Source organism: Streptomyces sp. NPDC005181, from assembly GCF_040608395.1.
Classification (GTDB): Bacteria; Actinomycetota; Actinomycetes; order Streptomycetales; family Streptomycetaceae; genus Streptomyces.
On record NZ_JBEXID010000012.1, the window covers coordinates 119,635 to 139,979 of the forward strand.

Below are 20,345 nucleotides of genomic sequence, written 5' to 3' on the forward strand. Positions count from 1 at the left end.
GTACTGCGATGCTGACCGAAGTGTAATAAATGCAGACATTCCGGAATAGAGGCCGTGATGAGTGGCAGCGACAGCGCGGGCGGAAGCGCGGGAGCGGGCCTGGGGGAAGGCGTCGGCGTGTTGCCGCAGCAGGCCCGGGAGATCGCCGACGGGTACGCCGTCGGCGGCGCCGCCCTCGATCTGGGTGCGCTGCTCTGGGACGGCGCTTGCCTGCCGGCTGCGCAGATCCGGATCCCGCTGGGGATGCTCACCCGCCACGGACTCGTCGCGGGCGCCACCGGCACCGGCAAGACCAAGACCCTCCAGCTGATCGCCGAACAGCTGTCGGCGAACGGCGTTCCGGTCTTTCTCGCCGACATCAAGGGCGATGTGTCCGGCATCGCGGCTCCCGGCGTGCCGGGCGGCAAGGTTGCCGAGCGGGCCGGGCAGGTCGGACAGCAGTGGGAGGCCAAGGGCTTCCCGTGCGAGTTCCACGCGCTCGGCGGCATCGGCCCCGGCATTCCGGTGCGGGCGACGGTCACCAGCTTCGGCCCCGTACTGCTCTCCAAGGTGCTCCAGCTGAACCGGACGCAGGAGCAGTCGCTCGGCCTGATCTTCCACTACGCCGACGCCAAGGGCCTGGAACTGGTGGATCTGAAGGATCTGCGGGCCGTCGTCGCGTTTCTCGTCTCGGACACCGGCAAGTCCGAACTGAAGGGGATCGGCGGGCTCTCCACGGCCACGGCCGGGGTGATCCTGCGGTCGCTCACCGCCTTCGAGCAGCAGGGGGCGGGCGACTTCTTCGGTGAGCCGGAGTTCGAGACGGCGGAGTTCCTGCGGCAGGCGCCGGACGGGCGGGGGCTGGTCTCCGTGCTGGAACTGGCGGCCGTACAGGACAAGCCGCAGCTCTTCTCGACGTTCCTGATGTGGCTGCTCGCGGATCTCTTCCACGATCTGCCGGAGGTCGGCGACCTCGACCGGCCCAAACTGGTGTTCTTCTTCGACGAGGCGCATCTGCTCTTCAACGGGGCGTCGAAGGCGTTCCTGGAATCGATCACGCAGACCGTGCGGCTGATCCGGTCCAAGGGTGTGGGCATCTTCTTTGTCACGCAGACGCCGCGCGATGTACCGGGGGATGTGCTGGCGCAGCTCGGCAACCGGGTACAGCACGCGCTGCGGGCGTTCACCCCGGACGACGCGAAGGCGCTGCGGGCGACGGTGAAGACGTTCCCGAACTCGCCGTACGACCTGGAGGAGCTGCTGACCCAGCTGGGCATCGGCGAAGCGGTGATCACCGTGCTGAGCGAGAAGGGCGCGCCGACGCCGGTCGCCGCGACCCGGCTGCGGTCTCCGCAGTCTCTGATGGGCCCGCTCGCCGCGGCGGAGCTCGACGCGGCGGTGAAGGGCTCGTCGCTGTACGCGGGTTACGCGCAGGCGGTGGACCGGGAGTCGGCGTACGAGAAGCTCGGCGCCGAGCACGAGGCGGAGCAGCGGGCGGCGGCGGAGGCCGCGGGCCGGCCGTCGAAGGGGTCCAGACAGCCGGAGGACGACGCCTTGCTGGTGGAACAGGTGGTGGGGAGTGGGGTGTTCCGGTCGCTGGCGCGGTCGGTCGGGACGCAGCTGGGGCGGGAGATCTCGCGCTCGCTCTTCGGTACGGCGCGCCACAGGCGGTAGGGGAAGGCGGTGGAGGTGGGAGCCGGACAGCGCTCCCACCCGTGCGCCGCTGCCGGCCGGCGGTCGGCGGCTTTGCGCCGTCGAGGTGTCAGCTCTTCTTTGCTGCCGCCTTTGCCGCCGCCTTCGCCTCCTGTTTGTAAGCGCGGACCTTGACGAGCGAGTCGGGGCCGGTGATGTCGGCGACCGACCGGTGCGACCCCGCCTCCCCGTACGGGCCCGCCGCGGCCCGCCAGCCGGTGGGCCGGACGTCCAGCTGCTTACCGAGCAGCGCCAGGAAGATCTGCGCCTTCTGGGCGCCGAACCCGGGCAGCGCCTTCAGTCGTTTCAGCAGCTCTGCGCCGGTCCCGGCGTCGCTCCACACCGCGCTCGCATCCCCGTCGTACTCCGCGACCAGGAACTGGCACAGCTGCTGGACCCGTTTGGCCATGGAGCCGGGATAGCGATGCAGAGCGGGTTTGGCGGTGAAGAGCTCGGTGAACGCCTCGGGGTCGTAAGCGGCGATCTCATGGGTGTCCAGGTCGTCGGAGCCCATGCGCTGCGCCAGGGTGAACGGGCCGGAGAAGGCCCACTCCATCGGGACCTGCTGGTCCAGCAGCATGCCGATCATGGCCGCGAGCGGGCTGCGGCCGAGAAGCTCGTCCGCCTCCGGCTGCTGGGCGATCCGCAGGGTGATGGCCTTGCTCCTGTTGCTCTGTGTCATGTCTTCGATCATCCCGACAGGGCCGGGCGACGGCGAGTCCAGGGGGCGCCGATGGCCGGTTGCTGCCGCTGAAGAGGGACGCATGCGCAGGCGTCCGCCGCCGGGACACCTGTCACCGGGCGCCCCGGTATGCCACCCCACCCAGCACGAGGGAGGCGACGCCCGCCGGCCTTGACGCGGTGCCTCGGTCGCGCCCGTACGGCGCTGACCGCCGTCGGCGACGCAGAGCCGCCGAACGCCCGGCAGCGGCCTGGATCAGACCGACGGTTGCCAGCCGAGAGCCGGGCCGAGCACGGTGGCGATGTCGGTGAGGATCTGGACGTAGTCGTCGTGGTCGAAGGTGAAGGGCAGTGCGAACGCGACCTCGTCGACCTCCCGGAAAGCGCCGTGCGCATGGAGCCGTTCGGCGATCTCGGCGGAACGTCCGACGAGGTCGGGCGCGAACATCATGCGGGCCGGCCCCTGCGGCGCGGTGGTGCGCGGCATCCGCTTGTCGGCGTACGCCTCGTACTTGGCGCGCTGCTGCGCCGAGGCGGTGTCGGTGGGGATGACGACCAGCCCGTGGGAGACGCGGGCACGCTCGCCATCGGGGTGATGGGCGCGGAAGGCCCGGATGTGCGAAAGCTGGATCTCGGCGAAGTCCTCCGACTCCTCCGCCTTCACGACACTGCTGGTCAGGAAGTTCATGCCCTGCTCACCTGCCCAGCGGGCCGACGGCAGGCTGCCGCCGCCGTACCACATACGGCGGGCCAGGCCGGGGGAGTGCGGCTGGACACGGTCGGAGTACGCCTCGAAGCCCTCCGTACCGCTGAAGTCGGTGGCCGGCTCCCCGCGCACGAACGCCAGGAGCCGTCGCACACGCTCGTAACCGAAGTCCTCGGCGTCGCCGGTGGAGGGGTAGAGCGCGTGCTTCACCCGCTCGTACTGCATGGGTGGACCGACGCTGACCCCCGGATTGAGGCGGCCCCCCGACAGGATGTCGACGGTCGCCAGGTCCTCGGCCAGCCGCAGTGGATTCTCCCAGCCCAGCGGGGTGACCGCGGTTCCCAGCTCGATGCGGCTGGTGCGCTGGGAGGCCGCCGCCAGAACGACGAGGGGGGAAGAGATGCCGTACTGCAGATGCCGGTGCCGCACCCATGCGCTGTCGAAGCCCAGTTGCTCGCCCAGCTCGATGATCGAGAGGGTCGACTCGTGGCCCCGGCGCGGATCGGCCTCGTCGAACAGCCCGATGGTGAGAAAGCCCAGCTTCCGCAGTGGCTTCGAGGTCGGCGGCACAGCATTCCTCCATCGTTCACGGCAGGCACTGCCGTACACCGGCGTTGCCCCGATTGTCACCGATGGCGAAGGGCCCCACCGCGAGCGGTGGGGCCCTTCGTAAGGCGTCCGGGCCGTGAGGTGATCCGGACCGCATCGGTCTAGTTGGAGAAGTACAGGTACTTCCAGGACCCGTACGTCGTCGTGTTCACGTTGTCGCCGGACGACCCGTTGACGTATACCGACCGCATCCGCGCCCTGATGCCGGACCGCCCCGGCGCCTCCAGGGATACGGCCGACTTCCCGCTCGTGCCGAGCGCGAAGTACTCCGAGTCGGCGGAGTACCACTTTCCGCCCGAGTAGACCTGGAGGTCGAAGCGCTGCTGACGGCCCTTGTAGTAGGTCATGGTCGTCGTGAGCAGCGGGTCGGTGCTCTTGTGGAACCAGTAGTACGACGTCGAGCCGATCTTGGCCGTCTTGTAGTGCTTGGAGACGGCGGTGGAGATCCTGACCCTGGCGTACGCCGTGGACTTCACGGTCCTGGGCGCGTAGCGGGCGTCGCCCTTGAAGATCGCGGTGATCTCCGTGTCCCGCGTCATGTCGACCCAGACGGCGATGTTGCCGCTGGAGTTGACCTTGCCGGTCTTCACCAGCTTGTTGGGCTTGTCGCTGCCGAAGGGGTTCGCCCAGATCTCGACCGAGCGGTTCTTGTACGTCGAGCCGAGGTGCGCGGTGAAGGCGACGTCGGTGCCGTAGCTGTAGACGTTGCCGTTCTTGTTCAGGGTCAGCGTGGGCGTCGTACGGGAGACCGCGACCTTGTCGGACGCGCTGACCGCCGTGTGCGCGGCGTCGCCCGCGTAGGCGACCTTGTACGTGACCGTGCCGCCGGCCGGCGGGGTGTCGGTGAAGGTGTACGTGCCGTCCGCCTTCACCGTGACGGCGGGCAGCGCCTTGCCGCTGGGGCTCTCCAGGTCGGTGCGGGTGACCTGCAGTTTGACACCGCTCGGCAGTGGCACCGTCGCCGACAGCTTTCCGGTCACGGTGAGCTGCTTGCCGCGCGTGGCGGTCGACGGCGCGTTCGCCGTCAGGCTCGGGACGTTCAGCGTCGGGTCGGTGAGCGCCTTGAGGGTGTAGCCCCCGCTCGTCCCCACGAGCGCGAAGATCCGTGAGGAGTCCGGGGCCCACGTCAGGTCGGCCGTGCCGGACGTGCTGGTGGCGTAGGTGCGGAGCGGCTGGGTGGTGTCGGGCCGGTAGACCGCAACCTTGGCCCCGCTGACCTGCGCGACCAGTCCGTTCGCGGCGACATCGGCCTTCTGCCCGGAGGGGTAGGCGCCGGCGGCGCTGAACTTCCCGTCCGCGTAGGCGTCCCGCTGCGCGCCGTTGATCAGCACCTGCGGGGCGCCGGGGACGAGGTCGATGTCCCCGATGCCGCTGTTCAGCGTGTAGTCGCCCGAGTAGTAAGCGAGCAGTTGCGCAGTGGTGCCGGAGACGTCGACGACGGCCATGGAGTCCGTGGAGATGCCGGTCTGGCCGACCGCCAGCAGTCCGGGCGCGGACGGGTCGGTGTCGAGGAGCGCCGGGTCATGGATCATGGCTCCGGCCGGCAGCTGCCCGAGCGCCACCGCGTCGGTCCCGCTCACCGGGTCCACCGCGGGGTCGACCGAGCCCAGATTGCCGGACCACTGGTCGCCGTACGAGAACCAGGCCTTGCCCCCGGCGAAGGCGACGTAGCGCGGGCCCGTGTCGGTGGCTACGGCGTAGCGGGCCTTGATGTCGAGGGTGGCCGCGTCGAGGGCCACGATCTCGTGGCTGCCCCCCGCGGCCGCGTACAGGGTGGCGCCGTCGTCGGACACCGCCAGATCGGAGACCCCGCTGATGCCGCTCACCGAGTCGACGAGGGCGCCGCTGTAGTCGGCGGCCAGGATCTTCCCGGTCGAGCTGTCGCCGACGAAAACCCGCTTGAGGGCGCCGTCCGCGACGATGCCGCCGGGCGAGGTGACGACGGCGGAGGCGGCGGAGGCGGATCCGGCCGCCGCGACGCTCAGTACCGCTGAGCTGAAGAGGACCGCGAGAGCTGTCGCGGTCGAGATGCTGCGCGTGCGCACAGTGTTTTACCCCCACGAGAAAACCCGGTGGATGACCGGGAGTTGAGAGCGCCGCGCAGCACCCGGACGTGACCGCGAACGTGCGGTGACAAACGGGGCGCGGCTGCTGTCGGGCAGCGTATGGCATGAGAGTGACAACTGGGGAGGGAGTTTCCTCGCACGGCGGCGAAAGGGACTACCGGCCCGCTCGGCAGCCAGGCCGGTTCTGCGAGCGGAGCGCGTCTTCACCCGCTGGGGGGTCCTGCCGTACCCCCGACAGGACCCCGTGGCAAGGAGTGCTCTTCCGCGGTATCAGCGCCGGTGGTGCTCTGGATGCGTCACTGACCGCGGCCACCAGGGCCGGGGCAGATCATCCGAGAGCGGAGGGACGGCTGTGCGACGAATCCCCCTGGGTTCAGACGGCCTCACGGTGAGTACCGAGGGGCTGCATGAGCATGAGTACGACGTACGGACCGAGTGATGAGGAGCAGAGCCTTGCAACGTTGCGGCGCGCTGTCGAGCTGGGGGTGACCCTGTTCGACACCGCCGAGGCATACGGGCTGGGCGAGAACGAGCGTCTTGTCGGCCGCGCCCTGGCCCCGTTCCGCAACGACGTCGCGATCGCGACGAAGGTCGGCTTCGGGTACACCGACGACGGCCAGATGGCTGTGGTCGACGGGCGGGCGGTGGTGGACGGGCGGCCGGAGCACATTGTGAGGGCGATCGAGGGTTCATTGGGGCGGCTCGGGCTGGATCGGATCGACCTGGTCTGTCTGCACCGGATCGACCCGACCGTGCCGATCGAGGAGACCGTTTCGGCCATGGCCGGCCTTGTCAAGGCCGGAAAGGTCGGCCACCTCGGCCCTTCGGAGGCGTCGGCGAACACGATCCGGCGCGCACACGCGGTCCACCCGATGACCGCGGTGCAGACCGAGTACTCACTGTTCGAGCGTGGGGTCGAGGCCAATGGTGTCCTCGCCACGGTGCGCGAGCTCGGTGTCGGGTTCGTGCCGTACCCCCCGCTGGGCCGCGGATTCCTGACCGGCCGGCTCAAGCCGGAGCAGCTGGATGCGAGCGACTTCCGTACCTTCGATCCGCGCTTGCAGGGCGAGAACCTCGCCGCGAACCTGCGGATCGTCGATGCGATCGGGCGGATCGCGGCGGACAAGGGCGTGGCCCCGTCCCAGTTGGCGATCGCTTGGACGATCGCCCAGGGCGGGGTGCCCATCCCGGGCACTCGTCGGGTGCGGTACCTCGAGGAGAACGTCGCAGCCGTGGACATCGCCCTGACCGCCGATGAGCTGGCGGCGCAGCGGAGGATACGAGATTCGAACTCGTGAGGGGTTGCCCCCAACACGCTTTCCAAATGTTCGTCTCGGGGTTCGGGGAGGGACGGGGGCGTCCTGACCTGGGGCGGAGCGGACTGTTCAGCGGCGTCCGGACACGGCTGAACGTGGGCGAATGAGACCAGAACTGAGACCGCGAGGTGCCGGATGGGTGGCTCGCATTGTTCGGCGGATGCTGTGGACCCAGGCGCAATTCCTACTTGTTTGATAATGTCGGTCCCATGAGCGAGATTCCCTACAGCGTCGGCGAAGGGCCGGCCACCAGGGTCAGCCTCTCCCTCCCCGAGGGGACGGCGGAGGCGATCCGCCGACGGGTCGGCAAGCGTGAGTTCTCCGCGTTCATCACCGAAGCGGTGGAGCGCGAGCTGCGCGGTCAGATCCTGGATGAGTACCTGGCCGACTACGAACGCCGCCAGGGGCCGATCTCCGAGCACGAGCAGGAGCGGGCACGCCGGGTCTTCGACGAGGTATTCGCCGAGGAGGGGCAGTGGCCCGCCGCAAGCTGAGCCACGAAGGCACCCTCGTTCTCGACTGCGAGGGCCTCTCGAAGTTCGTCAGTGATCACGAGCCCGTCGTCGCCCTCATCGCGGAAGCCCGCAAGCGGGGCATGGAGGTGATCATCAGTGCACTCACCATCATCGAAGCGGTGCATCGTCGGACCGAGAAGGCACGGCTCGCCTGGGTCCTGTCCGGCGTGCGGATCGTGCACATCGGTGACGAGGAGGCCAAGGCCGCCTCGGCCATGCTGATCAATGCTGGGCTTCATGGTCACAAATACGCCATCGACGCCGCCGTGGCCGAGATGGCGCTGCGGCAGCGCCGCCCGGTCGTCATGCTCACCTCGGACATTGACGACATGACGAAGCTCTGCGGCGACAGAGTGCGCCTCGTCGCCGTGTAGTCGACGCCCAAGACCTGAACGTCGGGATGTGAGGCCGGCCCGTACGTCTTGTCCCAGCGTGGTGTAGCGGGACGGTGGACCAGTCGGTAGCGCTCAGGGTCGTGAACGGTGGCGTGGCCGGACGGCTCGTCTTTCACAGTGCCGTGAGGCGCAGCAGCCGCGTGTTGGCCTCGTCCGGTGCGAAACGGGCAGGGGCGAATTCCGTAGCGGACCGAAGTCCGAGCCACACCAGCATGGCGTGGTGTTCCTCGTGCGCCGGGTCGGCGAGGATAACTTTGAGATCGCTGTAGCCGGGGGCGCCGCCGCAGTCCTCGGGCGGGCACGCCCCGGCACCGTCCACGCAGTGCGGATAGTGAAGCCTGGCTGAGGCTGTCTGGAGCTGCTCCACGGTGATGAGGTGCTCCCAGGAGTCCCCGAAGTCGTACGTGTACACGAAATGGGCACCCGGCTTGAGCAGGGCGGTCAGTGTGGCGTTGCGCTCGTCGCGGAATCCGAGTTCGCCGTCGGGGCGGCCGTACTGGACGCCGTCGATGGTGAACGCGTGCATGTGGCAGTTCTGCCAGCCCATCGCGTCCTGGATCACGGAGTGAAGCCGGTCCAGGCGGATCGAGTCGGGTACCAGGAGCTGCCGCCAAACCCGGGGCTCGTCCACGTCGGCGAGCTCGACGAGGATCCGCAACACCGTGTCGCCGGGCTCGGGCTCGCCGCGCATCCGGGCCGTCTCGGCGCGTCCGTCCGTCGTCAACTCGGCGCTTTCCTCCGCGAGATGGACAGCGCCGAGGGAGGCGAGGGCCTTCAGGACCCGTTGGATGTCGTGGTCGTTGGCGGTGCGCAGATGCCCCAGACGGTCGGGGGAAAGGTCGTCGAGCGCGTACAGCGGGCTGACCGCGTGCCACACCACCTCGTACAGGTCACTGAGCGGCGCCGGGGCCGTGGAAGCGTACAGCCGCTGCAGCAACGCCCGCAGGCCCCGGTCGTACTCGTGCGTGAACAGGGATTCCAGCCAGCCGGAGACCGTCACAGCCGGGCCGACGTGCGGTAGCGCGGCGAACAGGGCGCCACGCAGCTCGTCGGGGTGGTCCAGCAGCTTGGCGTTCTTCTTCACCGGCAGTAGGCGCCCGGCTGCGGTCCGCAGCAGTCGTGCCGCCTTCGCCCACTCGACCAGCAGCGTGAGGTGGTACAGCTCCTCGCTGGACTTCGTCTTGAACGTACGGTCCCCGATCACCGGGTCCATCCGGTCGCCGGTGTCCAGAACCTCCACCAGTGCTCGCGCGTCGGCAAGCGTCACACGGCCGGTCAGGGTCAGCTTGCGGCCCGTGCCGACCCAACCGACCAGCCCTCGCACCTGTTCGACGGTCCTGCCCACTGTCTCACCCATGCTGACCTGCCCGTTCCGGTTCGTGTCCCGCATTACCCGAACCCAGGATGGCAGCACCGCCGGCGCACCCAGTGCTTCGCACGGGGCGACACGGAAGTGGCAGACTGTGACGGTGACAACGAACGACGAGGAACTGCTGGCCCGGGTCCGGGAGTTGAGGGAGCGCGGCAGCGCGCCGAAGCAGATCGCGAAGGCGCTGGGGCTGCGCCCGGCCCAGGCCACCGCGCTGGTGAGACGGGTCGCCGAGGCGGCACTGGCGAACATCGCGCCGGATGAGCGGCCGGTGGTGGGCTGCTGGGTCAACGCGGGCTGGAGTGTGGGACTCGACATGGCCGAAGCCCCGGACTGGGCGGCCGCCGACCCCCTCGGCCGGCAGCCGGTCCCGGGCACGGGCGGCTTCGCCCAGATTCTCCTGGCCCGCCAGGAACGTGCCAGCAGGGTGACTGTCACCGGGTTCCTGGTGGACGTCTACTGCCTGGGAGTCAAGAACGTCACCGACCCCGAGGTGATGGGGTCCGGATCCCTGACCACTTACGTACCGATGTACTACTCGGCCTTCGATCATCGGCCGCTGCCGATCGGCGTGGAGCAGGCGCAGACGATCGTGCACGATGCGGTCGCCTACGCCCGCGGTCTTGGCTTCGAGCCCGCGGGCGGCTTCGCCGACGCAGCAGTGCACCTGGGTGCCCCGCCCGGCGACCGGCCCGTCATCGGCTTCAGCAGGGACGGCAAGCCGTTCTACTTCTCCGGCCCCTACGACGACCCCCGCAAGGTGGTCCAGATCCTCGATCGCACCTGCGGTCCGGGCAACTACGACTACGTTGCCCATCTGTAGGAATGGGACGCGAGCGGCAGGAAGCGGGAAACACGAGCAGTGATACCGGTCGAACAGCAACAGGAGCCCACCGGCACTCCACGGGTCCGGCGCACCGAGCACGAGGCGCAGGTCAACCTGCTGACGGTACTGCGCCTGTGTATGACGGGGAAGCTGCGGTGCAGCGAAAGGACCCGCCGTCCCAGCACCGCCACCGTCTCGGCGGTCGCCGACGTCCTGGACGGCGGCGACTTCTGTCCGCACGAGGCCATCGCCGCCTTCGCCTGGCCGATGCTGCTCCAGGCAGGCGGCCTCGCCCAGCTCACCGGTGGTCGGCTCGTGCTGACCACGCGCGGACGGGCGGCGCTGACCCGCCCACCGCACCTGACCGTCTCTCAGCTGTGGCAACGCTGGCTGAACAACAGCCTCCTGGACGAGTTCTCCCGCGTCGAGGAGATCAAGGGCCAGCGCTCGGCGAACGTCCTGACCGCCGCCAAACCGCGCCGCAAGCTCGTCGGTCAAGCGCTGGCCGGCCTCACGCCGGGTGAGTGGATGTCCATCGACGGCCTGTTCACAGGCATGCGCGCGGCCGGTCTGGATCCAGTCGTCCACCGCAGTGAACGCGCCCTGTGGAAGCTGTACCTGGAGGATCCGCAATACGGCAGCCTCGGCTACGACGGCCACCACGGCTGGTCCCTCCTCCAGGGTCGGTACACCCTGGCGGTGCTCTTCGAGTACGCCGCCACGCTCGGCCTCATCGACATCGAGTACGTCCCCCCGGTGGGCGCCCGCGATGACTACCGGGACAACTGGGGTGGCGACTACCTCGACCAGCTCAGCCGCTACGGCGGCCTGTCCGCACTTCGCCTCAATCCCCTGGGCGCCCACGCCGTCGGCCTCACGGGCGACTACGCCCCCGCCCAGGTCCCCGCCTCGGCCGTCCCGACGGGTAGGGTCACCGCCCTGGCGAACTTCGACATCGTCGCCCTCGACGGACTGCCCTCCGCCGACACACTCCTCCTGGACGCCTTCGCCGACCGGAAAACCGACCGGGTCTGGACGCTCACCACCGCTTCTCTCCTGCACGCCCTCGACCGCGGGCACACCCTCGACGAGCTCCGTGGCTACCTGGACCAGGCCGCCTCGCACCCCGTGCCCCAGACCGTCACCACCTTGCTCGATGACACTGGCCGTCGCACCGGCCGACTCCACGATGCAGGACAGACCCATCTCATCGAGTGCGCGGACGAGACACTGGCAGCCCTCATCATCAGCGACCGCCGCCTGCGCGTGCTGTGTACCCGAATCGGCGAGCGCCACCTTGCGGTCTCTCCCGACCGTCTGCCGGCGTTCCGCAAGGCCGCCCTGGCCCTGGGCTACCCGCTGGCCTGATGGCACGAGGAGAGCCGCTTCGGGGCCCCTCTGGCCGAGACTGGGGCGCACGTCGTTGCGTCACCGCTGATTATCGGCAGAGGGCGCGTTCACCGCATGGGTGAAATATCTTGAATATCGGAAATAAATGAGACCAAGACTGAGACCCTGGTACGCCAGAGCGTCGGACCGCGAGCTGCGGTCCGACGCTCTGATTCGCCTGTTCAGGCGGCTGCGGAGGATACGGGATTCGAACTCGTGAGGGGTTGCCCCCAACACGCTTTCCAAATGTTCGCGTGGGGGTCCGGAAAGGGCCGGGGGCGTCCTCACCTGGGACAGAGCGTTCGGGATGGCCCTGTCCGGACGGGGCCGGACAGGGGCGAATGAGACCCGAACTGAGACCGGGAATACTGCCTGTCCCTGACGCGAGCTCGGCGAGCTGTTGCCGTTAGCCCGCTCTGCCTGGGGCGCTGAGCTGGAGCATCCTGCTGATCCGCAGCTCCGGCGAGCGGCCCTGTCTTGCCGTCAGGCCGGCAATTTTGGGTCGCCTTGAACGCCCCTTGCAGATCGAGAAGTGGTGTTTACTGCCTGTCAGATAGCCGATCGCATGGGGTGAGAGAGGTCGGGAGGCAGCAGTGGAGCAGGTGGAGGGCGTAGAGGGTGCTTTCCGGAAACCGTCCCAGGTAAGCAACGAGCTCTCCGGGCAGGTGGATGGGCCAGCCATCCAGGCGGGGGCTATTCATGGCGATGTAAACATCACGATGACGGGCCGACCGTCCGTAGCTGAGGCTACCGAAGAGGCCCTCGCTGAGGAGTTGCGCAGGTCGTCGCAGATCTGGAGGGCCCGGTTCTCCAGTGTCGACTTGGTCAACCTGCCACGGATGGCGATGCTCGCGCAGACCAACGCTGTAGCGGCCGCAGCAAGGAGAGCCGGACTCGACAGCACGAAGCCATTCGGCGGACAGGGTATGGCGCCCGGGGAATTCGTCCGGATCGTGCGCCCGTTGTTCGAGACATGGGACGCGGAGGCGGTGACTCTCAGCGAGCGCACGGCAGGAAAGGTGCATCGCGGCCTTCTGGTCTCGTTCGAAGGTGCTATGCGCTGCAGCAACCCGCCCGAGGCTCCGCTGCAGGAGCCGACTGGAGTGCTGACCAAGGATCCTCACCTCGTCTTTTTTGTGGGGGCGAGGAGAGTGATCGTTACCTTCGACCCGCGTTGGCTAACGACATCGACGGCGAATACAACGCTCCATGAAGCTGCTGAAGAGGCGTTGGTTTTCTCGGGTATCGGCACTGTGGCATCAGTATCAAGCGGAGGACAGATTCGAATCTCCGCACTTGTATACGGGCGGCCGGAAACCCTGGTGCAGGCTCAGTTTGAGTACGCAAAGCAGTCTCTTCTTCCGGATCCGCCCGGTTTGACGTGGATGGATTTCCGCAACGAACTTTCAGAGTCGGAGCTTGCGCAGCTCCATTTGGATCCATCCCGGGAAGGGGTAATTGTGAGCCGCAAGATTATCGCTCTACTATTCGATGAGGATGAGGTGCTGCCCGGGCAGATCGACTGTGATGTGTTGACGCAGGTTTCACGGGTTGTTCCCGAGTATCGACGTGACCTGGGTGTGGCCGTCGCTAGTCTGCTATTCAACGATAATGGAGTTTCAGTTTCTGATCTCGCTGCTTATTTCCTGGCTCGGGAGCCCGCACTCTGGAAGACTCTCACGGTGCCTGGACTTATCACTCTGATCAAGTCCTACAACCTCGCTGTCTCTACCGTTTCTGGGCTCAGCGAGGAGCAGGCGGTGGACTTGGACGCAGCGATGCGTGAAATGGTTCCCAGTTATCTCGGTAGTGTTGAGGTGGACAGAAGCCTGCCCTTGCATGATCGACTACTGCCGCCGTATGACGATTATCATGTTGCCGGTGCGGAATTGCGGCTGGTTTATAGTGCGGCAAGGCGGCTTCAGGATGAGGCTAACGGCGAGGACCTCGAAGCACCGTTGAATGAATGGCGTGACAGAGGGCTGTTTCGCACCGTGAGGTGGGAAGAGGATATGAAACAGTCAGCAGCTGAGGAAGAACAGGCGTCGATGCTCATCCAGGCTTGGCTGAATACGCAGTCTGAATGATCCCGCAGAGCGATCCATCAGAGGCACTCTGCTGTAGTGGGGGCACGCGTCGGAGCTCAGTTTAAGGACCGAGTGAAGTTGGCACGGGCATGGTCCTCGAAGTAGTTTGCGCCGATCGAATCGCCCCGGTCGCCGGGCCTGGCTACCGGGGCGATGCAAGTTTTGATGAGCCCCCGCCGATCAGCCCCTGTTGGGTGAGTCTGCGGTGCGTGTTGTGTTGAAGGTGAGGCTTGAGAAGTCCCGCCCTTGAAGCACCGGGCCACTCTGAGCGCCGCCGCTGATGGTGTTGTGCACATCGCTTGATGAGCTGGCCTGTGCCCGCTGCCACCACTCATCGAGCAGTACGCGGAACTCTCCATCCAGGGCTGCTCGTACGCCGAGAGCGGTGGCCAGTGCCTGCGCGCGCACTGGGTCTGCAGGCTCCCCCTCAAGCGCGACGACTTCCAGCTCGCCGGAGCTGGCCTGGAGTGTCCCGGCGCCTCGTTCTTCCTGTGCCGCAGCGCTCCTGAACGGACGCCGAACCAGGGCAGTTAGTCCTTGCCACGCCTGACGTCCGGCTTCGCCGCCGAGCCCGCCGGCCAGCGCGGCAAGGGCGGCTGCGGTGATCGGGTCCATGCTGTGGACTCCCTCGTTCGGTGACTGATCCCACTCTAAGTCGGCCTCGCAGCCTCTCGAAGCGGTTCCGGCATATCCAGGTCCGATGAACCTGAAGCTGTGCCCTCGGCGCTGCCGCCTCTTCACCAGCCCTGCTGCAGCTTGATGCCCCAATTCAGCGCCATCCGGATCGGTCAGCAGTTGCGGCTGGCTGCTGGGTCACTCGTCCCGGAGACGGATTGCCAGCACGGTCCCGTCGGCTCGGATGGACACCGCGCTCCACTGTTTCGATGTGCTGCGGCTCGGCCACTGGCCTCGGAGCTCGTGTACTTCGCGTCGGTATTCGTTGACGCGTCCGTGGTGGATGTGCATGTACAGACTCTTCTCGAGCCCGGAGAACGCCTCCACGCGGGTACCGTTGAGGCGGTAGATGTGGTCGGTGCCGACGAAGTCGACGTCGTGGATGCGGTGCTCCGCATCTCGCAGCCTGTCCGTGTCGGCGTGGACGTCGTGCTGGAAGTGGCGTCGCCCCTGCTCCTTGGTCAGGTACTGGGCGGTGGGTTTGCCACCTCCGGTGAAGGCCATCAGGGTGGCCGCTTCCGTCCGTGCCAGCACGATGCTGAACCAGGCAAACGACTCGGGCAGTACCTGGAACCCGGGGATGGTCGTCCCTTCTCGTTCCGCGTGCCCCACGACGTCGGCCAAGCGGTTCCCCTGGTCCAGGGCGAGGTCCAGGTCGGCTTCCGATGTCTCTCCGTGCGGGCTGAGGGCAGTCGTGCCTGGTGCCTCCAGGATGTGCAGGGCGAGGCTCTCCTTCTTGGGGATCTCTGTCCCGATGAGCAGGTACGGGACGGTGCCATAGGGCCCGATGTGCACGGAATCCACGTGAGCACTGGCCGTGCTGAGCTGCTTGTGCACCTGCTGAACGGTGCTGTGGGTGCCCTTCGAGGAGACGAGGAGGACCTTGGACGGCTGCCCCGGCTGCCAGGCTTCGACGAAGAAGTGGGGCCGACGCTGCAGCGGTTCCGGGAGGGGGCCCGCCCCGGAGGCGCTGCGAAGGGTCCAGCCGGCCTTCAGAGCAACGTCCGACGGAATCACGGAGACCGAGTGGTCGGGGTACCGGGACCTGACCAGCTTCTCGGCCAACAGAGAGGCGAAGCCGGTGCCGATCTCCCCGGACTGCGTGGCCTTGTAGAAGCGCAGGAGATCGCGCCCCTCGGACGACAGCTGCAGGTAACCGCCTTGGTTGCCCTCCAGGGCCTGGATGTAGCGCAGACTCCCCCAGTGCTCGGCCAGTCCCCGCCCCGCGCCCTGTCGGGCCGAAGCAGCACCGAGACCGATGGCGTGAATGACCTGCCAGGGTGTGAGAGTCAGAGATCGTGGCGCGTTCCGGACAGCCCTGCAGTCGGTGCGCCGACGAAGCGGTCCCTGCCCCTTGCCTATTCGCTTCTCGTCCTCATCATCTGCCGCCTCGGAGACACGGGCGGCCAGCTCGGTGGACGAACGGACCTGGACGTGCGAGGTGTTGCTCAGCTCGTCGATGATCTCGCTGACGGCTTTGGATTCGTCCTTCTTCACCGGCTGGCCCTTCCGTCGATGTCGCGTGGCGTGAGCCACAGGACGGTAGGACGGGGCAGGGGAGCGCAATCAAGTGCGCACGAGGGGGCGCAGGCTGGTATCTGGCCAGCCATCTGGGATGAGGGCTCAGTAGCTCGTCGACCGTGGCCTCTGGCCCTGGATCTCGGCCGTAGGAGATGGCTCCAGGAGCCGCGTGGACTACCGTATAGCTATGAGTCGTTGTACAGCCCCACGCCAGGGTCATCGGACCGCCAGCGGACGTGCGGCGTGCCCCGCGTGCGGCGGCGGAGGCTACGGGTACTCGTCGCCCCGGTCCTACTACCCGCCGCCGGCTTACACGCCGCGGAGCGGTGGCGGGGGCGGCGCGACCAGTGGGGGCAGCTCCAGTAGCGGTAGAACGCGGGCGCCTTGGTCACCGAGCACCTCCTCCGTGATTTACACGCCTGCCGAGGTGAAGGGGCTGACTCCTGTTCGCGACGCCGCCGTGTTGCGCGCGCGTCAACAGCCCGACCTTCGCGATGTCTTCCTCTGCCACGCATGGGATGACCGACGCGGTGCCGCCCGGAAGTTGTGCGACCTGCTGGAAGCAGAGGGCGTGTCCGTCTGGTTCAGCGAGAAGGACATCGCGCTCGGCCTACCGTTCATGCGGGAAATCGACAGAGGTCTGGCGAGGTCGCGTACGGGTCTCGTCCTGGTTACCCCAGCGCTACTGAGGCGCATCGATCGCGGTGGTGTCTCTGACAAGGAGCTCTCGGAGCTTCTTGCACGTGACCTGCTGCTCCCTGTCATGCACGAAACGACCTACGGCGAACTCCGGGACATTAGCCCCTTGCTTGCTTCTCGAAACGGCTTGGACACGGCGGATGATTCGATGGCAGTTATTGCCACCAAGATCGCCGAGCTGGTCGCCGTTGAGGACGACCTGTCCGAGCTGCCCACACCGGAGAACTAGTCGTCCGGCGGCGTGCCCGGACGTCGCTTCGCGTCGCCGGCGCTAAACCCGCAGCGTGGCTGGCCGACCTCGCATGGGAGACCGAAGCCTGGGTGGCTGACGCGCTGACCTCTGATCCACTTGCACGGCTCACGGTTCCTCGGCCCCTATGAGTGAGCTTTCTCAGCTCGCGCTCTTATTGAGCGAACCCAGGTCGCGGCCGTGACCAGGCCCTGTGCCGCTCCACCTGTCCCGCCTAGCGTTCCCTCGCCGTCGCCAGCCGCGTACGGACCGGCAGACTCAGTTTGTCGACCCGCGCCCTTATCACAGTGAGCCGTCGCACCGCCTCTGTGTGAAACATCCGGCGCTGCCACCGCTGGTAGCGGTAAGCACACTCCATGGTCGTCCAGGCCAGCCAGAACCCCACAACCCCAGCGACGACGGGCGCCGCGTGCAGCCGCGCCCCACCCCCGCCTTGGACGCCGAGGGGCAAAGTCCAGGCGAGCGTGAGGGCGACGGTGAGCGCCAACCATAGGTTGTACCCGCTGAAGATCCAGGGCTGCGCCTCACACAGCCATCGGAACCGCCCACGTTCCGCCGCACGCGCCTGAGTAGCCACCGCCCCTGCCAGCTCTTCGAGCGCGAACCGTGCTCGGTCCCGCTGCTCTCGCCGGATCGGCGCTTCCCATTCTTGCGTACGCACGTCAAGCCGAGCGATCTCCCGCCGGACCACCGCCATCGGGGCTGCCGAGGGCATCGCTTCCGGCCACTGCACCCACCGTTCGCGGTCCTCCTTGAGGGAGCGTACGAAACCGGCTGCCATCGGGCCGACGGCAGCACACATGCCGAGTATCAGTACGACGGCGAAGCCGGGACTCTGCCCCCACACTTGAGTCACAAGCACTGCCGCGAACAGCAGGAGAAAGGCCGGCACCGGATAGGTTGCCCGGAGGTAGTTCTCCTGCGAGGCGTCCTGCAGTTCACGTTCCCACGCCTGAACGAGGCGGCGCATGAGGCCGCATGCCAGCAGTACAGCGATTAGAACGAAGCCCATCAGCCCAAGGGAGGCCAGGGCCAGCAGCAGGGCGACCGGGTCGTCGTCCGGATTTGAGGACGGCCCGGTCGCCGTTGCTGCCCACGGCACTAGAACGCAGAGCGCGGTGGCGATGAGGCCGGTGGCCCAGCCGAGTAGTCGGCCGGGCCGTCGTGGCGCCCGCACTTGAGACAGGACTGCTGGCACCCACTCCGATGCCACCAGGGTCTCCAGCGAGGCGATTAGCTCCTCAACGGATGCGTCCCAGTCATCCGAGGGGAGGCGATGCGCCTGCCGCAGAGAGAGATCGCGGATCGACGTGGGAAGCAACTCGGGCGATGGTGGCTCTGCGGCGTCAAGGAGCAGTGGGATAACGGTCTTCCCAGCGGCCAGCGCCAGTTCGATCTCGTGCCGCACCCAGTCGCCCGGGCGGTCGAGGGATCGAGCGCCCGACGGGTCGCGCGCCTCCAACCAGCCCTCCGGAATGGTGACGAGCAGGACCTCGCAGTCATGCACTCGGGCTCTGAGGTCGTTTGGGTAGCGGCTACCCGGCAGCATCGACGACGTGTCGAGGAAGACTTGCGCGTCACCGAAGTGTCGGCCGAGCCGATGACGCAGCCGGTGCACCGCATCCGTGGCACGCGGACTTCTGCGGTAGTTGATGAAGACGCCCCCCATGGCGGTGTAGCTCCTCTCGTCCGTTCCCTCTGTCAGGGTGGTGGCTGGGTCTTGCTTCCGAGCACTCAGAATCGCGAAGGCTAGGACACCAATGCACGCGGTGGGCTGCGGCCAGGGCGGATGATCTTCGAGGGAGATCACGCTGTGACGCTCTGCCCGCTGCGGTCGGCGCCCCTTGGTCACGCGCTTTCGGGCGCCCCGGATCCATGTGCTGAACTTCTGGGCCCTGGCGCTGACGGACGTAGACCGGCTGCTCGCGGTTGCGATCCGCGTCAGAGCTGCTGTGTGTGACCACCTCGCCTACAAGGTCATGACTTCTTGCGTTCTCGTACAAGTTGTCGGAGGTCGCAGTTAGAGTCGCAGTCGTCCGCATCGGCACTCTCGATTGGCGCTTCCATGGCCAAGACAGTCTTCTACAGCTTCCACTACGAACAAGATGTCCACCGCGTCCAGTTGGTTCGCAATATTAACGCTCTTGAAGCGCAGTCACTGTTGAACTCGCAGGACTGGGAGCAGGTGCGTAGGCGTGGAGACGAGGCAATCAAGAAGTGGATTCACGAACAGATGGCGTACAAGAAGGCCGTCATCGTCTTGATCGGCAAGCACACGGCAAGTCGACCCTGGGTCATGCATGAGATTAAAAAGGCATGGGCCGACAAGAAGCCGCTGCTGGGGATCCGAATCCATGGACTCTCGGCTCTGGGGGGCGTTGATAGTTCGGGTTTCGACCCCTTTGTCAAGGCTATTGGTGCGGGGGTAGTGCCAGTATTTGATCCCACGACGCAGGATTGGTCGGGAAAGACTGACAGTAAGGCGACTTATAATAAACTGCGTGACAACTTGGAGTCTTGGTCGGGTCAAGGGGTGATTAGGCGGTCATGGTAAATCAATCCGCATGCCCGTTTTGCGTGATTGTCGAAGGAGGCGACTCCAGTGCGAGGGTGATGTATCGCACCCAAGAGGTCACCGCATTTTTTCCATTGGAACAAGCCACTCGCGGTCACACTTTGGTAGTGCCGAACCGCCACGTTTCAGACTTGACCGATCTCAATGCTGTTGAGGCCCGTGATTTGGGTGAAGCGCTTCTGAGGGCAGCGCGTGCGATCCGTTCGGCCCTAGCTCCGGATGGTTTGAACGTGATTCAGTCGACCGGGGCAGCTGCCACTCAAACCGTGCCTCATGTGCATTTCCACCTCGTGCCCCGATGGTCGGGGGATCGCATGGTGCTTAGATGGCCTACGGGTGCGGCCGAAGGTGGTCAAGCTCAAAGCCAGACTCTCGCTGCGATCCAGTCTGCGCTTTTTAGTGAAGTAAGCGCGGTTGGGGCGGAGGATCGTCGGCAGCACTTGTCGTTCATCCAAGCGATAATTACGCGCATGTCGCAGGCGTCGTCATCCTCGAAGGCGTGGCTGCTTCCAATTGTAACCGCGACTTACGGATACGCGATCACGAAGAGTTCGATCTTCGTGGCACTTCTTGGCCTCTTGGCGGTGCTTGTATTCGGTATTCTTGATGCTAATTATCTAAAGCAGGAGCGCGCCTTTCGTAAGCTCTATGACGAGGTAGCGGCCGGTCGTTCAATTCCTGCATTCTCCTTGAATCCTACCCTGGCGTCGCCTGCGGGTTCTCGTGTCAACTACTGGCCGGATTGGCCCGATATTAGGTCGTGGGCGGTTGCTCCCGTTTATGGGCCCTTGCTGCTTGCGGGGATGGGTATAGGGGCCTGGCTGCTCTACCGTTGAGGGACCAAAATGATCGCTTCGGCGAACCTGGAAAGGCATCGTCGCCAGCGTGTTAGCCCTCCTCGTACTACAGCAGCAGATCTTGTGACGGTTGATCGGTGCTGTCGTTGAGTGGTCATGCTGGTGGATGTGACGGAGGAGCATCTCAGCCTGTGGGCT

General features: G+C 66.6%; 17 protein-coding genes. 10 read left to right on the plus strand and 7 right to left on the minus strand.

What is annotated here, in order from left to right:
* Positions 1-57: 57 nt before the first annotated feature.
* Positions 58-1,653, plus strand: a complete 1,596-nt coding sequence (locus ABZV38_RS11575) for a helicase HerA-like domain-containing protein (protein ID WP_356326576.1) — start codon at positions 58-60, stop codon at positions 1,651-1,653.
* A gap of 88 nt (positions 1,654-1,741) precedes the next feature.
* Here the strand turns inward: ABZV38_RS11575 and ABZV38_RS11580 are convergent, their stop codons facing one another.
* From ABZV38_RS11580 to ABZV38_RS11590, 3 genes are all read right to left on the minus strand, one after another.
* Positions 1,742-2,353, minus strand: coding sequence for an HhH-GPD-type base excision DNA repair protein (locus tag ABZV38_RS11580; protein ID WP_356326577.1), 612 nt, complete (start codon positions 2,351-2,353; stop codon positions 1,742-1,744).
* Between the two features lie 255 nt (positions 2,354-2,608).
* Positions 2,609-3,628, minus strand: a complete 1,020-nt coding sequence (locus ABZV38_RS11585; protein ID WP_356326578.1) for an LLM class flavin-dependent oxidoreductase — start codon at positions 3,626-3,628, stop codon at positions 2,609-2,611.
* 140 nt (positions 3,629-3,768) lie between these two features.
* The gene (locus ABZV38_RS11590; RefSeq protein WP_356326579.1) at positions 3,769-5,712 is read right to left on the minus strand and encodes an Ig-like domain repeat protein; all 1,944 of its coding nucleotides are present in this window, start codon (positions 5,710-5,712) and stop codon (positions 3,769-3,771) included.
* A 434-nt stretch (positions 5,713-6,146) separates the two neighbouring features.
* On the opposite strand from ABZV38_RS11590, the gene ABZV38_RS11595 reads away from it, so the two are divergent.
* From ABZV38_RS11595 to ABZV38_RS11605, 3 genes are all read left to right on the plus strand, one after another.
* Positions 6,147-7,031 carry an aldo/keto reductase gene (locus ABZV38_RS11595; protein ID WP_356326581.1) on the plus strand — a complete coding sequence of 295 codons (885 nt, stop codon included), beginning with the start codon at positions 6,147-6,149 and terminating at the stop codon, positions 7,029-7,031.
* A 227-nt stretch (positions 7,032-7,258) separates the two neighbouring features.
* On the plus strand, positions 7,259-7,543 hold the full coding sequence (locus tag ABZV38_RS11600) for a hypothetical protein (protein ID WP_030973973.1): 285 nt from the start codon (positions 7,259-7,261) through the stop codon (positions 7,541-7,543).
* Positions 7,525-7,938, plus strand: coding sequence for a DNA-binding protein (locus tag ABZV38_RS11605; protein ID WP_356326582.1), 414 nt, complete (start codon positions 7,525-7,527; stop codon positions 7,936-7,938). Before ABZV38_RS11600 ends, ABZV38_RS11605 begins: the two co-directional genes overlap by 19 nt.
* Before the next feature lie 133 nt (positions 7,939-8,071).
* Here the strand turns inward: ABZV38_RS11605 and ABZV38_RS11610 are convergent, their stop codons facing one another.
* Positions 8,072-9,316, minus strand: coding sequence for a plasmid pRiA4b ORF-3 family protein (locus tag ABZV38_RS11610; protein ID WP_356326583.1), 1,245 nt, complete (start codon positions 9,314-9,316; stop codon positions 8,072-8,074).
* Between the two features lie 112 nt (positions 9,317-9,428).
* On the opposite strand from ABZV38_RS11610, the gene ABZV38_RS11615 reads away from it, so the two are divergent.
* The 3 genes from ABZV38_RS11615 to ABZV38_RS11625 all read left to right on the plus strand — a co-directional run bounded on the left by ABZV38_RS11615 (position 9,429) and on the right by ABZV38_RS11625 (position 13,630).
* Positions 9,429-10,151, plus strand: a complete 723-nt coding sequence (locus tag ABZV38_RS11615) for a hypothetical protein (RefSeq protein ID WP_356326584.1) — start codon at positions 9,429-9,431, stop codon at positions 10,149-10,151.
* Between the two features lie 39 nt (positions 10,152-10,190).
* On the plus strand, positions 10,191-11,522 hold the full coding sequence (locus ABZV38_RS11620) for a helicase-associated domain-containing protein (protein ID WP_356326586.1): 1,332 nt from the start codon (positions 10,191-10,193) through the stop codon (positions 11,520-11,522).
* 614 nt (positions 11,523-12,136) lie between these two features.
* On the plus strand, positions 12,137-13,630 hold the full coding sequence (locus ABZV38_RS11625; protein ID WP_356326587.1) for a hypothetical protein: 1,494 nt from the start codon (positions 12,137-12,139) through the stop codon (positions 13,628-13,630).
* A gap of 180 nt (positions 13,631-13,810) precedes the next feature.
* Here ABZV38_RS11625 and ABZV38_RS11630 read toward each other — a convergent pair whose 3' ends face one another.
* Positions 13,811-14,245, minus strand: a complete 435-nt coding sequence (locus tag ABZV38_RS11630) for a hypothetical protein (RefSeq protein WP_356326588.1) — start codon at positions 14,243-14,245, stop codon at positions 13,811-13,813.
* Positions 14,246-14,443: 198 nt separating this feature from the next.
* On the minus strand, positions 14,444-15,802 hold the full coding sequence (locus ABZV38_RS11635) for a hypothetical protein (RefSeq protein ID WP_356326589.1): 1,359 nt from the start codon (positions 15,800-15,802) through the stop codon (positions 14,444-14,446).
* 430 nt (positions 15,803-16,232) lie between these two features.
* Here ABZV38_RS11635 and ABZV38_RS11640 point away from each other — a divergent pair, with 430 nt between their 5' ends.
* Complete coding sequence (locus ABZV38_RS11640) at positions 16,233-16,754, plus strand: toll/interleukin-1 receptor domain-containing protein (RefSeq protein ID WP_356326590.1); 522 nt, start codon at positions 16,233-16,235, stop codon at positions 16,752-16,754.
* A gap of 235 nt (positions 16,755-16,989) precedes the next feature.
* Here the strand turns inward: ABZV38_RS11640 and ABZV38_RS11645 are convergent, their stop codons facing one another.
* Positions 16,990-18,585, minus strand: a complete 1,596-nt coding sequence (locus ABZV38_RS11645; protein ID WP_356326591.1) for a toll/interleukin-1 receptor domain-containing protein — start codon at positions 18,583-18,585, stop codon at positions 16,990-16,992.
* A 255-nt stretch (positions 18,586-18,840) separates the two neighbouring features.
* Between ABZV38_RS11645 and ABZV38_RS11650 the strand changes: the two genes are divergently transcribed.
* Positions 18,841-19,329, plus strand: a complete 489-nt coding sequence (locus ABZV38_RS11650) for a TIR domain-containing protein (protein ID WP_356326592.1) — start codon at positions 18,841-18,843, stop codon at positions 19,327-19,329.
* Positions 19,323-20,186 carry an HIT domain-containing protein gene (locus ABZV38_RS11655; RefSeq protein ID WP_356326593.1) on the plus strand — a complete coding sequence of 288 codons (864 nt, stop codon included), beginning with the start codon at positions 19,323-19,325 and terminating at the stop codon, positions 20,184-20,186. Before ABZV38_RS11650 ends, ABZV38_RS11655 begins: the two co-directional genes overlap by 7 nt.
* The last annotated feature ends 159 nt before the right edge of the window (positions 20,187-20,345 follow it).

Excerpts from the sequence above, each read along its gene's own strand:
- ABZV38_RS11575 (WP_356326576.1), top strand. The coding sequence starts at position 58 with ATGAGTGGCAGCGACAGCGCGGGCGGAAGCGCGGGAGCGGGCCTGGGG.
- ABZV38_RS11580 (WP_356326577.1), bottom strand. The coding sequence starts at position 2,353 with ATGACACAGAGCAACAGGAGCAAGGCCATCACCCTGCGGATCGCCCAG.
- ABZV38_RS11595 (WP_356326581.1), top strand. The coding sequence starts at position 6,147 with ATGAGTACGACGTACGGACCGAGTGATGAGGAGCAGAGCCTTGCAACG.
- ABZV38_RS11600 (WP_030973973.1), top strand. The coding sequence starts at position 7,259 with ATGAGCGAGATTCCCTACAGCGTCGGCGAAGGGCCGGCCACCAGGGTC.
- ABZV38_RS11610 (WP_356326583.1), bottom strand. The coding sequence starts at position 9,316 with ATGGGTGAGACAGTGGGCAGGACCGTCGAACAGGTGCGAGGGCTGGTC.
- ABZV38_RS11630 (WP_356326588.1), bottom strand. The coding sequence starts at position 14,245 with ATGGACCCGATCACCGCAGCCGCCCTTGCCGCGCTGGCCGGCGGGCTC.
- ABZV38_RS11650 (WP_356326592.1), top strand. The coding sequence starts at position 18,841 with ATGGCCAAGACAGTCTTCTACAGCTTCCACTACGAACAAGATGTCCAC.
- ABZV38_RS11655 (WP_356326593.1), top strand. The coding sequence starts at position 19,323 with ATGGTAAATCAATCCGCATGCCCGTTTTGCGTGATTGTCGAAGGAGGC.